Source organism: Ensifer canadensis (genome assembly GCF_017488845.2).
Lineage (GTDB): Bacteria > Pseudomonadota > Alphaproteobacteria > Rhizobiales > Rhizobiaceae > Ensifer > Ensifer canadensis.
The window spans coordinates 419,581-432,533 of the sequence record NZ_CP083371.1; the positions used below are offsets into that span (position 1 = coordinate 419,581).

The 12,953-nt window shown below is 62.5% G+C and carries 11 protein-coding genes; 4 read left to right on the forward strand and 7 right to left on the reverse strand.

Features of this window, described 5'->3' with window-relative positions; genetic code table 11:
* Nucleotides 1–87 precede the first annotated feature (87 nt).
* On the reverse strand, nucleotides 88–339 hold the full coding sequence (locus J3R84_RS21580) for a hypothetical protein (protein ID WP_203527753.1): 252 nt from the start codon (nucleotides 337–339) through the stop codon (nucleotides 88–90).
* A gap of 369 nt (nucleotides 340–708) precedes the next feature.
* Here J3R84_RS21580 and J3R84_RS21585 point away from each other — a divergent pair, with 369 nt between their 5' ends.
* Nucleotides 709–1,131 (forward strand): RidA family protein, encoded by a 423-nt coding sequence (locus J3R84_RS21585; protein WP_025429364.1) that lies wholly within the window; start codon nucleotides 709–711, stop codon nucleotides 1,129–1,131.
* A gap of 286 nt (nucleotides 1,132–1,417) precedes the next feature.
* The gene (locus J3R84_RS21590) at nucleotides 1,418–2,299 is read left to right on the forward strand and encodes a 3'-5' exonuclease (protein ID WP_239637595.1); all 882 of its coding nucleotides are present in this window, start codon (nucleotides 1,418–1,420) and stop codon (nucleotides 2,297–2,299) included.
* 256 nt (nucleotides 2,300–2,555) lie between these two features.
* On the opposite strand, the gene dinB is transcribed toward J3R84_RS21590, so the two are convergent.
* On the reverse strand, nucleotides 2,556–3,662 hold the full coding sequence (dinB, locus tag J3R84_RS21595) for a DNA polymerase IV (RefSeq protein ID WP_057210114.1): 1,107 nt from the start codon (nucleotides 3,660–3,662) through the stop codon (nucleotides 2,556–2,558).
* Between the two features lie 34 nt (nucleotides 3,663–3,696).
* Entirely contained in the window at nucleotides 3,697–5,763 is a 2,067-nt protein-coding gene (locus J3R84_RS21600) for an ATP-dependent helicase (protein WP_025429361.1), read from the reverse strand.
* Between the two features lie 406 nt (nucleotides 5,764–6,169).
* On the opposite strand from J3R84_RS21600, the gene recX reads away from it, so the two are divergent.
* On the forward strand, nucleotides 6,170–6,682 hold the full coding sequence (gene recX, locus J3R84_RS21605; protein ID WP_203527909.1) for a recombination regulator RecX: 513 nt from the start codon (nucleotides 6,170–6,172) through the stop codon (nucleotides 6,680–6,682).
* Between the two features lie 319 nt (nucleotides 6,683–7,001).
* A complete protein-coding gene (locus tag J3R84_RS21610) occupies nucleotides 7,002–7,736 on the forward strand; it encodes a L,D-transpeptidase (RefSeq protein ID WP_057209928.1) in 735 nt (244 codons plus the stop codon).
* 55 nt (nucleotides 7,737–7,791) lie between these two features.
* Here the strand turns inward: J3R84_RS21610 and J3R84_RS21615 are convergent, their stop codons facing one another.
* The 4 genes from J3R84_RS21615 to J3R84_RS21630 form a co-directional block, all read right to left on the reverse strand.
* Nucleotides 7,792–8,586, reverse strand: a complete 795-nt coding sequence (locus tag J3R84_RS21615) for a L,D-transpeptidase (protein WP_025429358.1) — start codon at nucleotides 8,584–8,586, stop codon at nucleotides 7,792–7,794.
* A gap of 79 nt (nucleotides 8,587–8,665) precedes the next feature.
* A complete protein-coding gene (locus tag J3R84_RS21620; RefSeq protein WP_057210110.1) occupies nucleotides 8,666–9,637 on the reverse strand; it encodes a L,D-transpeptidase family protein in 972 nt (323 codons plus the stop codon).
* A gap of 335 nt (nucleotides 9,638–9,972) precedes the next feature.
* The gene (dhaL, locus tag J3R84_RS21625; RefSeq protein WP_203527756.1) at nucleotides 9,973–10,620 is read right to left on the reverse strand and encodes a dihydroxyacetone kinase subunit DhaL; all 648 of its coding nucleotides are present in this window, start codon (nucleotides 10,618–10,620) and stop codon (nucleotides 9,973–9,975) included.
* 57 nt (nucleotides 10,621–10,677) lie between these two features.
* On the reverse strand, nucleotides 10,678–12,765 hold the full coding sequence (locus J3R84_RS21630; RefSeq protein ID WP_081788964.1) for a bifunctional sugar-binding transcriptional regulator/dihydroxyacetone kinase subunit DhaK: 2,088 nt from the start codon (nucleotides 12,763–12,765) through the stop codon (nucleotides 10,678–10,680).
* Nucleotides 12,766–12,953 lie beyond the last annotated feature (188 nt).

A 12,953-nucleotide genomic window follows, 5' to 3' on the forward strand; every position in this document is an offset into this window, starting at 1 on the left:
TGGCGGGAGGTTCGACCCGGGAGCGGCGCCGGTCACTTTATCGGTCGTGGCGCCGTTCGGCCCGGAGCCGGAAAATATGGTAGCTCGTCAGTGCAGCGCCGAAGGCATCACGAACACGGACATGCCATCCTGCTCGACGGCGCTGAGAAATTCGGCGAGCGCTGCGGCATCCGTTGCGAAGAGATCCTCCCAGCGTGTCGACATGCCCTGGGTATCGATGACTTCCAGCACCCACTCGTTGCCGTCCTCGATCCGGGAGATTTCGACGGTCACAGTGATGCCGTCGCGGGAGAACTCCTGCGAGAGCGGGGACAGGACGATTTTCGGTTCTTCGTTCATGGGGCACCTTTCGCTGTGATGCGGAGACGGTTGGACCGATTTGTCGAACCGACTGCCTAGCTACGCCATTGCTGTTAAAGCAATCAAGGCCGTCGTCGGGTTGGGCAAGAAGCTACCCGATCTGCCCTGTTCGAACGCAAGCAGTTCAATCATCGCGTCGCGCGGGATCCGGCACCCGTGACCGCCTGTGTCTAAATGCGAACGCTCGCAGCCAAAAAGAAATCCACTCGCCCGCGTCACGGGAAGCATTGCTGGATCGTCAAAACGATATGGAGCCTGAACGCGCTGTCCGGCACGCCGACCCACAACGTCGGCGATCCTCCATACGGCGTTTCCACGGCTTCGTCGTGCAACAACGGAAAGCAAAAAATGTCGTCTACAACTACAAAATCGCCTATTCGCCTTTTCAATCCTCCTGGGCTTTATGATGCATCGGTCAATGGTTACTCCCATGTCGGCCTGGTCCCGGCGGGCGTGCGGCTGGTCTTTGTCGCCGGCCAGGGAGGCGAGGACGTGCAAGGGGCTCTCGATCCGGATTTCCGACTGCAGGTCCGCCAGGCGCTCGCCAATCTGCGCACCGCGCTTGGTGCCGCGGGCGCTGATACAAGCGACATCGTCAAGCTGACGGTGCTGATCGTCGACCACTCCGAAGAACGGTTGCATATCTTCGGCGCTGAAATGGAAGCGGCGCTGGGTGAGGGCGCAAAACCCACATGCACACTGATCCCGGTGCCGCGGTTGGCGCTTGACGGGATGCTGTTCGAGATCGAGGCTGTTGCCGCGCTCGGCTAACCGGAACCATCGCGGGCGCCGTGAGTGGCGCCCGTTCGACCCTTCCGGGCCGAGATCTTGCCGCTTGGCGGTCCGCTCACAGGTTTTCCCGGGTTAAATCCGGCCCGCTCGCCACAGGTTGTTGACAGTGGGAGAAAGTGATGGCGCGATAGGCGCTCGGTCTTCCCTTTCGCCAAAAGTTCCGGGAGAAGGGCTGATGGCATTGCAATACGACATGTTTGTTTCGTCCGATCCGGACGAGAAGGGCGCACGCTCCAAGCGCGCGTCCTCACGCGCGGCTGCCGGCATGAGCGCCGGCGCCATGGTCGATCATCTGGAGGCGACGGGTCGCTACCGCGTTCTGCAAAAGCTGGAGCCGCGCCCCGTCGTGGCCGCGCCGCGCGCCGAGTTTCCGCTCGTCGGCGTCATCCTCGACACCGAGACCACCGGCCTCAACCATCGCAAGGACGAGATCATCGAGATCGGCGTCATTGCGTTCACCTTTGACGCTCACGGGGCCATCGGCGACGTGATCGACGTCTATGGCGGTCTGCGGCAGCCGAGCGGCTCCATTCCAGCCGAGATCACGCGCATCACCGGCATTACCGACGAAATGGTCGCCGGCGAAACCATCGATGTTGCCCGGCTTCAGGCGATCATTGAGCGCGCCGATCTGATCATCGCCCACAATGCCGGGTTCGACCGGCCGTTTTGCGAAGCTTTTTCGCCGATCTTCGAGAAGAAGGCCTGGGCCTGCTCGGTCTCCGAGATCGGCTGGAGCGACCGCGGCTTCGAGGGCACGAAGCTCGGCTACCTCATCGGCCAGGCGGGATATTTCCACGACGGCCACCGCGCCGTCGACGATTGTTTTGCCCTGCTCGAGGTGATTGCGGGCCCAGCCGATGATACGCAAGAGACACCTTTTGCCGAGCTCTACGCGGCAAGCCAGCGATCACGCGTTCGCCTCTATGCGGAAAACAGCCCCTTCGAAATGAAGGACCACCTGAAGGGCCGCGGCTATCGCTGGTCCGACGGCAGCGATGGGCGCCCAAAATCCTGGTGGATCGAGATCGGCGAAGAGGGGCTGGACGAGGAGCTGCGCTACCTCAGAACCGAAATCTATCGCTGGAACGAGGCCGATCCGCCGATGGTGCGGCTGACAGCCTTCGACCGCTTCAAGGTGCGCTGAGCCGCCTGACCGGCGCTCCACGCATGGCTGGTCTGCGAAGTCAGATCTACGAAATCGGTAGGTTTCTTGTATAGTCAACTCATCGAAGCGATGCATCTCCTCCCGCAGGACTTCGAGTGTGCAAGTGCTTTCTCCTCCTCCCAACGAGCGCTTGCCGGAATGGCGACACTCCTCCTCCCGGTTGCCATTCAATTCTTTTGAAAGCCTGCCGCACCTCCTCCCGCGGCAGGCTTTTTCTTTTGGCATGGGATAATCTTCAGAAAGAAAGTTCCAGCTGCGAGCGGGCTTCTTCCTCGTTGCCATTGAGCGACGATAGCGTGACCCCCAGCAGGCGTACGCCGCGCTTGAACGGATGGACCGATACCAGCAGCGAAACCGCAACCTCAAGGATCTCGGACGCTCCTGCGACCGGTGTGCCGAGCGTCCTGCTGCGTGTCGCCTGGGTAAAGTCTGAGTACTTCACCTTGACGGTCACCGTCTTTCCGCTGATCCCCTGCGCCTCGCAGTATCGCCAGACTTTGTCGGCCAATGGCAGCAACTCGGCACATGCCGGTTCGAACTCGAAAATATCCTCGACGAATGTGTCTTCCGCACCAACCGATTTGCGCACCCGGTCGGGCTGCACCCGTCGCTCGTCAATGCCGCGGGCGATGCCGTAGAAGTACGGGCCGGATTTGCCGAAATGCTCCTGCAGGAACGCCAGGGTCTGTTGTCGCAGGTCGAAGCCGGTTTCGATGCCCAGCCGCTTCATCCGCTCGGCCGTTGCCGGCCCGACGCCATGGAACTTTTTCACTGGAAGCGCTTCGACGAAAGCCGGCCCGTTCTTGGGCGTGATGACGAACAGCCCGTCCGGCTTTCGCTGGTCGCTCGCCATCTTGGCGAGGAACTTGTTGTAGCTGACGCCGGCCGAGGCCGTCAGGTTCGTCGTTGCCTTGATCTTCGCGCGGATCTCCTCGGCGATCTCGGTCGCGATCTCCATGCCCTTCAGATTGTCGGTCACGTCGAGATAGGCCTCATCGAGCGACAGGGGTTCGATGACAGGCGTATATTCGGCAAAAATCTCGCGGATCTGCTGCGACACGGCGCGATAGACGTCGAAGCGCGGCTTGACGAAGATGAGATCGGGGCATTTTCGCTTCGCAGTGACGGATGGCATGGCGGAATGGACGCCGAACTTGCGTGCCTCGTAACTTGCGGCGGCAACGACACCTCGCGCAGCCGCGCCGCCGACAGCCACCGGCTTGCCGCGCAGCTCCGGATTGTCGCGCTGTTCGACCGAAGCATAGAAGGCGTCCATATCGATATGGATGATCTTGCGCTGCCGCTCCGTTCCCGACGCATCGGCTGTAGTCTGTCTTCCGATCACGGTGTCGCTAGGCTCGGCCACGTGCCGCTCCTTACTTCCACATGGTCCGCATGCGCGCGCCCACATCGATGCGGATCTGCCTGGCGCTGCGCTCGGACGCTGAGGCGCTGACCACCGGCCAGGATGCCGTCTCGAAGAACTGCAGGAGCGTTGCCGGAATGAACCGCGTGCGCGAGGCGTAGACGTGGCGATCGCCCTGCGCATGCTGGCCGCTCGTGAAGAACCGCTGTGGGGTGATCAGCGTCAGGCTGTCCTTTGCCCGTGTCATGCCGACGTAGAGCAGCCGGCGCTCCTCTTCGATCTCATGCGTGGTGCCGACGCCAAGATCGGAGGGGATGCAGCCGTCGACGACATTGAGCATGAAGACCGAGCGCCATTCCTGCCCCTTGGCCGAATGGATCGTCGAAAGGATCAGATAGTCCTCGTCAAGCAGCGGCACGCCGGCCTGGTCGCTGGTCGCATCAGGCGGATCGAGCGTCAGTTCGGTCAGGAAGCGTTCCCGGCTCGGATAGCCGCCGGCGATCTGCTCCAGTTGCAGGAGGTCGGCCTTTCTGGTGTCCGCGTCCTCGTGGATGCGGTCGAGATGCGGCTCGTACCATTCGCGTGCCTGGGCAATTTCACCCGGCCAGCCGCCTGCCTGTTTGCGTAGCCCCTCGATCAGGGTGACGAAATCCCGCCAGTTGTCGCCGGACCGCGGCGGGGCGGGGATCTCCCCGAGGGCTGCCAGCGGTTCCGGGTCGGCGGCGATCGCGTCAAGGATCTTGCCGGCCGTCTGCGGGCCGACACCGGGGATCATGTGCAGCAGGCGAAAGCCGGCGACCCGATCCCGCGGGTTCTGCGCAAACCTGAGCACCGCCAGCATGTCCTTGACATGGGCGCTGTCGAGAAACTTCAGCCCGCCAAATTTCACGAAGGGGATATTGCGCCGGGTCAGCTCCACCTCGAGCGGCCCGCTGTGGTTCGACGAGCGAAACAGCACCGCCTGCTGCTTCAGCGTCATGCCGATCTCTCGGTTCTCCAGAACCTTCTCGACGATATAGCGCGCCTGGTCGGCTTCATCCGCGACCGCCAGCAGCTTGGGCCTTTCCGCCGACTGCCGCTCGGTCCAGAGGTTCTTGGTGAAGCGTTCCCGGGCGAGATCGATGACGCCGTTGGCAGCGGCAAGGATCGTCTGGGTGGAACGATAGTTTCGATCAAGCGTGATGACGTCGGCCGGAGGGGTGAACTCGCCCGGAAAATCCAGGATGTTGCGCACTGTCGCTGCCCGGAACGAATAGATCGACTGGGCATCGTCGCCCACGACCGTCAGGCCCCTGCCGCCTGGCTTCAACGCCATCAGCACGGATGATTGAAGCCGGTTGGTATCCTGATATTCGTCGACCAGCACATGGTCGAAACGGTTGCCGATGTCCTCGGCCAGTTCCGGCACGCTGACGGTCTGCGCCCAGTAGAGCAGCAGGTCGTCGTAATCGAGCACGTTCTGCGTCTGCTTTGCCTCGACATAACAGGAAAACAGCTGCTTCAACTGCTCCTCCCAACCGGAAACCCAGGGATAGTGCGCGCGCAAGACCTCGCTCAGCGGCGTCTCGGAGTTGACCGCCCGCGAGTAGATCGACAGGCAGGTGCCCTTGGTCGGGAAGCGGCTCTCGGTCTTCGAGAGGCCGAGCTCATGCCGGACAAGGTTCATCAGGTCGGCACTGTCTTCCCGGTCATGGATCGTGAAATCGACATTCAAGCCGATTTGCTCGGCATAGATGCGCAGCAGGCGCGCGCCGATGCCGTGGAATGTTCCGGCCCAGGTGAGCGCATCGGTGGCAACAGTGGCGTTTGCCCCAAGCACCTGGGCGCAGATGCGCTCGACCCGTCGCGCCATTTCGGAGGCCGCACGGCGCGAAAACGTCATCAGCAGGATGCGGCGGGGGTCGGCGCCATTGACGATGAGGTGGGCAACACGATGGGCGAGCGTATTCGTTTTGCCCGACCCGGCGCCGGCGATGATCAGGAGTGGCCCTGCAATCGTTTCGCCGGGTGCGGTTACGCCAAATTCGACGGCATCGCGCTGTCGATCATTCAATTTTTCCAGATAGGCCGCCGCCACGCCGAAGTCCCCGGTAAGTCTCTGCCGATTCTACCTCTCGCGCTGAACGCTGGCACCGATTGCTCGGCCCTGCGGGCGACGCCGAGGCATCCCCGCGCTCGATATGAGAGATTCACGACGGGGAACGAATTAGGAACATATCAGCCGCAGATCACATTGCAAAGGCCCGGTTGGCAATGGCTGAAATGCCCATCGGTTTCCGGTCGCAAAATGCCGGGCTAGCGTTACCGCAATCAATCCCGCCCGTGGCGACTACCGAAGCGCCACGTTTGCGGCTATCTCTGTGGGCGAAATATCGCCCATCAAGCGCATCCCAAAAGAGCCCGCCCACCCTGTGACATCAAACGATCTACAAGCCGACGATCCGCCTTCTGACACGCCGCCCTCCGACGCGCCGACCGCGCGCATGCTGTCCTGGGCGCGCAATTCGGCGGTCTATCGCCTCGAACGACAGATGATGACGGAGAAACAGTTGTTCGACGCCATCACCCGGAAGGCGCGACAGAAGTTCGAGGATATCAGCCAGCAGCAGCTCAAGGCCGTTGCCGAGTTCGCGGTCAAGTTCGCCTATGATCTGAATGCCCTGAACGACGCGGATTATGCGCAGCTCAGCACGCAGTCGGCGGTGCGCAGCGGGAAGTCGAAACGGGCGATTGCGCAGAGGCTTTCGGCGAAGGGCATCGACAGGGAAACCGCCGCCGTGGCGCTGGAGGAGACCGACGATCTGTTTGCTGCCGTGGTCTTTGCTCGCAAGCGCGCTTTCGGCCCCTTCCGCCGCGGCGAGCTCAACGACAAGCGCAAGGCCAAGGAGCTGTCCGCATTCGCTCGCAACGGTTTCGGGTTCGAGATAGGCAGAAAAGTGTTCGAGATGAGCTCGGAGCAGGCCGAGAGTGTGCTGCGGAAGGACGCTTTCACCTAAAGCGCGTCGCGATTTCCAGGATTCGCTTGCGCGCTTTAAGCTCTTGTTTTTGTGCATGTCGTCATCGCAAAACCGCTGCGCACTTTTGCGCGATATGCTTTAGACCAACTGCTAGGCTGAACGCGACTTGCCGCTTCCGTCTGCCGTCAAGTTGACTCCCCGCTCGCGCCCGACCGGGTGAATTTTGCAACACTCAGTTGGCGGCGAGCGACTGGCGAGGATCATCCACCAAAGAGATCGGCTTTGACCACATTTCGGTCACGAATGGGACCAACAGCCACAACTCTCTCCTCGCATACATCCAACCCGGAATAAAAAAGTGTCTTTTCAATTGTCCCGCCGATCACTGCTTGCAGTGGTCGCAAGCTCTATTTTGAGCGCCTGCACACAGGTCCCCAAGCCCGGTCTCGAGCCAAATGCCGCCGATAAGACCAGCAAGGACGTCATCACCCCGCCAGAGAAGGCCCCGATCGAGCTTGAGCGCAAGGATGAGCCGCCGCCAAAGCTCGATTACGCCCAGATCTACGGTCCGGTCAAGGACGAGGGCTATGATGTTCCGGGGGTGCAGTTCGATGCGATAAAGCCGGAATTCCTGCGGCAGGAGGTCGCCTATGCGACCAACGAGCCGGCCTATTCGATCGTCGTCGATACGCAGAAGATGTTCCTCTACTGGGTGCTGCCCGGCGGCAAGGCGATCCGCTATGGCGTCGGTCTTGGCGCACAGGGACGCGCCTGGAAGGGCAGGGCGGTCGTGCACTGGAAGCGCAAGTGGCCGCGTTGGACGGTGCCGGACGACATGGTCGCGCGCCAGCCGCACCTGAAGAAATATGGCATCGAGGCGGGCGGCATGGATCCGGGCCTCAGCAATCCGCTCGGCGCGCGGGCGATGTATATCTTCCAGGATGGCCAGGATACGCTCTACCGCATCCATGGGTCGCCGCAGTGGCGCTCGATCGGCAAGAACGCTTCGGCCGGTTGCGTGCGGATGCTGCAGCAGGACGCAATCGACCTCTATAATCGCGTCCGGGGAAAGACGCCGCTGCTCGTCATCTGAGGCCAGCTGTCGACCGTGGGAGCGTTGAATGCTCCCACGGTCGACATCGCCGGTCCTAATAAATCGGCGGGGGTGCGCCGGGGATGCCGCCTTCGCCAGGCAGGAGATTGTCCTGCGGCTGGGCCGGTGTTTGCGCCGCCATTCCGCCGCCCGAAAGGTCCGTCACCACGACCGGCGTGCCGTTCGGCACGCGGTCATAGAGATCGACGACGTCCTGGTTGATCATGCGCACGCACCCCGACGACACCGACTGGCCGATGGTCCACCATTCCGGGGAGCCATGGATGCGGTAAAGCGTATCTTCCCCGTTCTGGAAGATATACATCGCGCGGGCGCCAAGCGGGTTCTTCAACCCCGGCTCCATGCCGCCGGCCTCGATGCTGTACTGCTGCAGTTCCGGCTGGCGTGCGACCATTTCGTTCGGCGGTTTCCAGCGCGGCCAAGGCCGCTTGTACTGGATGACGCCGCGACCGGCCCAGGCGAAGCCGGCCCGGCCGAGGCCGACGCCGTAGCGCATCGCCTGGCCGTTCTCATAGACGCGATAGAGGAAATGGTTGCCGACATCGACAACCAAAGTGCCGGGCCGCTCGCCCGTCGGATCGGGCACCATCTGCCTGTAATATCGCGGGTCGATCTTTTCGTAAGGGATCGCCGGCAGAGGATAGGTTTCTCCCGGCCGTTCGCCATACATCTCGGAGAGCACGGTGTTGGCGGCGGGCACCGGTTCCGGCGCCGGGGCGTATTGCTGTGCAACCCGCTCGCGCGTCGAGCCGCACCCCGCCAAACCGAGCACCGCCATGCCGGCGGAAAGCTTGAGGAAGGATCGGCGGCAGACGTCACGTTGCGGCATGGGGAACCTCAATTACCTGTGTTCGGTGACTACCGGGGGAATGGCGCATCTAGCGCTGCTCATCTCCCGCCGCCACCGATCACAGGCCGGCATAGGGATCTGCCAGCGCCGCGTCCGGTCGGCTAATGGGGTATTTAGTTCCCGAGATCTTGGCGGCCAGCTTTTCAGCGCCGTTTTTCTCAAGCAGCGTCCGGAAGCTTGGATGCATGCCGCCATCGACATAGGAATTCACCGGAGCGGGCGTCTGATTGGCGACTATGCCCGCGACCTTGGCGTCTTCCGTTTGCAGCCTTGCCATCAGCCCGGCGTCCGATGTTGCCGTGGTCGCAGGGCAGGCGCCAAGCGGGTCGGTCGGCTCGCCGTTGGCAAAGTCGGTGTTGAAGACGTAACGACCGCCACAGACCGAAACCTTCGGCTGGCGCTTCGTCGCTTCAAAGATGTCGTAGCCTTGTTTGATGTTCTTCCAGAAATTGAAGTTCGGGTCACCGCTGTTCCGCGCCATATTCGTTGCCGTCATGCGGAACGGATAGGCCTGCACCTGGAATTGCCCCTGACCGCCCGCGAGCGCGCGCTGGACGACGGGATAGATTTCTCCGACCCCCTGGTCCGTCAGCGCGTAGCAACCGGATGACGAACAGGCACCATGCACCATCAGCGCCTCACCGGTGTAGCCGAGAGCCTGCTCGAGCCGGTTGGGGTAGCCGAGATTGAACGACAGATAGAATTGCGACTTCGGATTCAGCATGCGGGCGGACACGTGGTAAAACCCTTCCGGCGCCTGGCGGTCGCCCGCCTTGGTCTTCGGCCCAAGCTTTCCAGACCAACGGCACATCGGATAGGTTTTGAGGAGCGCATACTGCCCGGATTTGTTCTGTTTCCAGATCTCGAGTTCGCTTTCCTGCTTGAAGATGCGAACGAGCACCGGGCTTTCCGGCTTGGAGCCGTTCTTGGCCATGGCGCCGATCAGTTTCGCCGGGATCGGCGGCGGCGCACGAACTTCGTCAAAGGCTGACATGCAGCCGGAAAGGGCGATGGCGATCGTCGCGGCCATCGCGGCGCGCCGGGCGGGCTTCGTCTTGCCCAGGAATTCGCCGGCGTTTGCGGGCGAAAGGGAAAGAAGGTGTCTCGTTATGCGCCGCATGCGGGCTCCTTGAAATGGCGACCGGACCATAAAACCTCTAGCGGCTTTAGCTGCAAGCGCTTGCCGCTGGCTTTCGTCTGTCGGCAGTTCAATAAAACTTGAACGCCGGACATCCCCACTGCTCACCAGCCTTGGCATGTGATGGTAAATTTTGTCCAAACAGCGGCATCACGTGCGCGTTACTCGCGAACACAGGTTCGCGTTACTCCCGAACCTCGGTTGCGGCTGTTGGTCGGCGCCGCGCGCTAGGCCGCCCTGTTGAGCGAAGATTCCATGGCGCGCAGGATCACGACGGACGAGGCGGCTCCGGGATCGACATGACCAAGCGAGCGCTCGCGCACCCTTGCGGCGCGTCCCTTTGTAGCGATCATCGAGCGCGTCGCGTTGGCGCCGGCCTCGGCCGAAGCGACAACGTCGCGCCAGAAACCGTCAGCTCCCTTGTTGTCTGCAAGGGCTGCTGCGGCGGCATCGGCTGCCGGCAGCCAGGCGTCGAGCATCGTCTTGTCGCCGCGTTGTCCCTTGCCGCGCTCGCGCATCCCCGAACCCATGGCATCGATGATGGCGGCGCAGGTGGCGAGATCGAGATCCGTCTTGCCGGCGACGGCTTGTGCGGCGCGGCGAAAGGCCGTGGCATAGAGCGGTCCGGTCGAGGCGCCGACGGCATTGAGGAAAGCGCCCGCCGCCGTCGCCATGACGTCGGAGATCTGGGCATGGTCGAGGTCGAGCTTGGCCAGTCCGGCCTTCACCGCCAGGAAGCCGAGCGACATCGTCGTGCCGTGATCGGCATCGCCAATGGCGCCGTCAAGCTCCGACAGATGATCCTTTTCGGCTTCCACGGCCTCGGAGATCGCCTGAAACATGCTGACCAAGCGGCGCGCCGCATTTTCCGACATCACTGTCCTCCCAGAACGCCCGGTACCCATGCTTGACCATGGGTCCCTGACGGAATGCTAATTGATACGCAGAAAAGCCGTTTCGCAAGGGTGATGCAGCAGATCGGTCAGTTCCTGGTCGAGATGGAGGATCGAGATCGATGCACCGACCATATCGAGAGACGTGCAATAATGGCCGATCCAGTTGGCTTCAATCTCTATGTTCTTGGCGGCAAGGCGCTGCGCAACCCGCCGGTAAAGGATGTAGAGTTCCATCAGCGGCGTCGCGCCGAACGAATTGATGAGCACGGCGACACGATCTCCGGCCGAAGCTTTCATCTCCTTGAAGATGTTGTCCATGATCGCATCGGTGATGTCGTCGGCCGGCTTGATGTGCTCGCGGGTCACGCCGGGCTCGCCGTGGATGCCCATGCCGATTTCCATGTCGTCGGGGCCGATCTCGAAATTGTGGCGTCGGGTCTGCGGCATCGAGCAGGGCTCGAGCGCAACGCCGACCGTATACGTGCGAAGGTTCGCCTTCCTGGTCACGGCCTCGCAGGCGTCGAGCGAAAGTCCCCGATCGCAGGCCGCACCGGCGATCTTGAAGATGAAGAAATTGCCGGCAACGCCGCGCCGACCCTCGCGATCCTCGATCGGCGAGGAGGCGATATCGTCCGTGGTCAGGACGGTACGGACCTTGATGCCCTTTTCCTCGGCGATCTCGGCTGCCATCTCGAAGTTCATCACGTCACCGGCGTAGTTGCCATAGACGAAAAGCACGCCCTCGCCGCCCGATGCGGCAACCGCACATTGGACGATCGGATCAGGCGGCGGCGAGGAGAAGATGTTGCCGACCGCCACGGCGTCGGCGAGGCCCTTGCCGACATAACCGAGGAAACAGGGTTCATGGCCGGTGCCGCCGCCGATGACGAGGCCGACCTTGCCCGGCCGCGGTCCGGTCTTGGCAACGAGCGCGCGATGCGAACCGTTGATCGGCTCGATATAGTCCCGGTGTGCCCTGACGACGCCGTCGAGCATCTCCTCGACAACCTCATTGGGGTTGTTGAGGAACTTCTTGACGTGGGTGCGGTAGGAGCTGGGCGTCTGGGCAAGCTTCGGCCGCTGCGAGATCCTCGTGTCGAGGCCGGTGACGCCGTCTGCCCTGAGGATGCCGTGACCGGTCGCCGCGTCGGTAATCAGCACGTTGGCGTAACCACCGCGCAGCGCCGCAAGCAGCGCCGGAACCTTGTCGAAGCCGCCGGCAACGGCAATGCGCGTGCCGATCCGGCGTAGCATGTCGAGCGAAATCCCAACTGTCCTGTCGTCGAGTGGTCCCGCGACGGGCCGTCCGCGCTCGTCGATGAACCGTCCGGCGACGACGCCGACGGCGCCGGCTGCGAGATAGTGTTGCAGCGAGACCGATTCGAAGAAACCGCTGGTATGGATGGTCGAGTTAGGGCGCAGCGACGAGATGCCGAAGAGGATGCGGTTCGCCTGTGCCAGCGTGGCGAATTGTTCCTGCAGCAGCGGCTCGTCGAGCAGCATCTGCCGCAATTCCGGCGACTTGACGATCGCCGGCGCGGTTATGCCGACGCAGCGCGCAGAGATCGCACGGGCGATCGAAGCGGCGCAGAGCTCCGGCGTATAGGAGAACGCCGCCGTCGTGCCGCCGGTCGCCTGCACCACGGTCGCGTCCTGGAGCGCATGCACATCGGCATGCTCACCCACCGACATCACCGTGCGTCCCCAGGAGACCGCCAGCGTGTCGCCGGATTTCACCAGCTTCTGCAACGCCATTGCGCCGGCCACGCCGAGCCGGTCGATCAGCGGCCGGGCGTTGTCGTCGCTTGGAACGACGAGACAGTCGGCGAGGCCGAAATGGCGCTTGAGTTCCTGGGCGATCGTGAGCGACGCAAGACGCGCCGGCTCGAGCGAGATGTTGACGATGCCCTTTTCCCGGGCTTCGGCGAGGTAGCTGTTGACGGTCGCACGCGAGACGCCCATCGCATCGGCGATCTCGCCCTGGGTCATTCCGTCTTCGTAGTAGAGCCAGCAGGCCCAGACATAGGGATCGTCACCATAGCGCAGGGGGATGGCGTCCGACGTATCGGTCGCGCCGCTCCTGCTCGCACCGCCCTTGCGTGGTGAGGATGTCTTCGATGTCATCTGGTTGCGTTCGTTCCCTGTTTTGGTTGGTGAACATGGAAGCAACGTCGTGCTTTTGCAACCTTACTGCACCGTTCCTTAGGTCGGGTCTGATCGAAGTGCAGGTTTATACAGCAGATTTGGAATGTCGCGCATTCAGCCATCTGTGCCGGCCGGCACCAGCAGCTGGTATGACTGTCGTCGCGGTG

What these genes read in the sequence shown, in the direction of transcription:
- J3R84_RS21580 (WP_203527753.1), bottom strand. Translation starts at nt 339, where the DNA reads ATGAACGAAGAACCGAAAATCGTCCTGTCCCCGCTCTCGCAGGAGTTC.
- J3R84_RS21585 (WP_025429364.1), top strand. Translation starts at nt 709, where the DNA reads ATGTCGTCTACAACTACAAAATCGCCTATTCGCCTTTTCAATCCTCCT.
- J3R84_RS21590 (WP_239637595.1), top strand. Translation starts at nt 1,418, where the DNA reads ATGAGCGCCGGCGCCATGGTCGATCATCTGGAGGCGACGGGTCGCTAC.
- recX (WP_203527909.1), top strand. Translation starts at nt 6,170, where the DNA reads ATGCTGTCCTGGGCGCGCAATTCGGCGGTCTATCGCCTCGAACGACAG.
- J3R84_RS21615 (WP_025429358.1), bottom strand. Translation starts at nt 8,586, where the DNA reads ATGCCGCAACGTGACGTCTGCCGCCGATCCTTCCTCAAGCTTTCCGCC.
- J3R84_RS21620 (WP_057210110.1), bottom strand. Translation starts at nt 9,637, where the DNA reads ATGGCCGCGACGATCGCCATCGCCCTTTCCGGCTGCATGTCAGCCTTT.
- dhaL (WP_203527756.1), bottom strand. Translation starts at nt 10,620, where the DNA reads ATGTCGGAAAATGCGGCGCGCCGCTTGGTCAGCATGTTTCAGGCGATC.
- J3R84_RS21630 (WP_081788964.1), bottom strand. Translation starts at nt 12,765, where the DNA reads ATGACATCGAAGACATCCTCACCACGCAAGGGCGGTGCGAGCAGGAGC.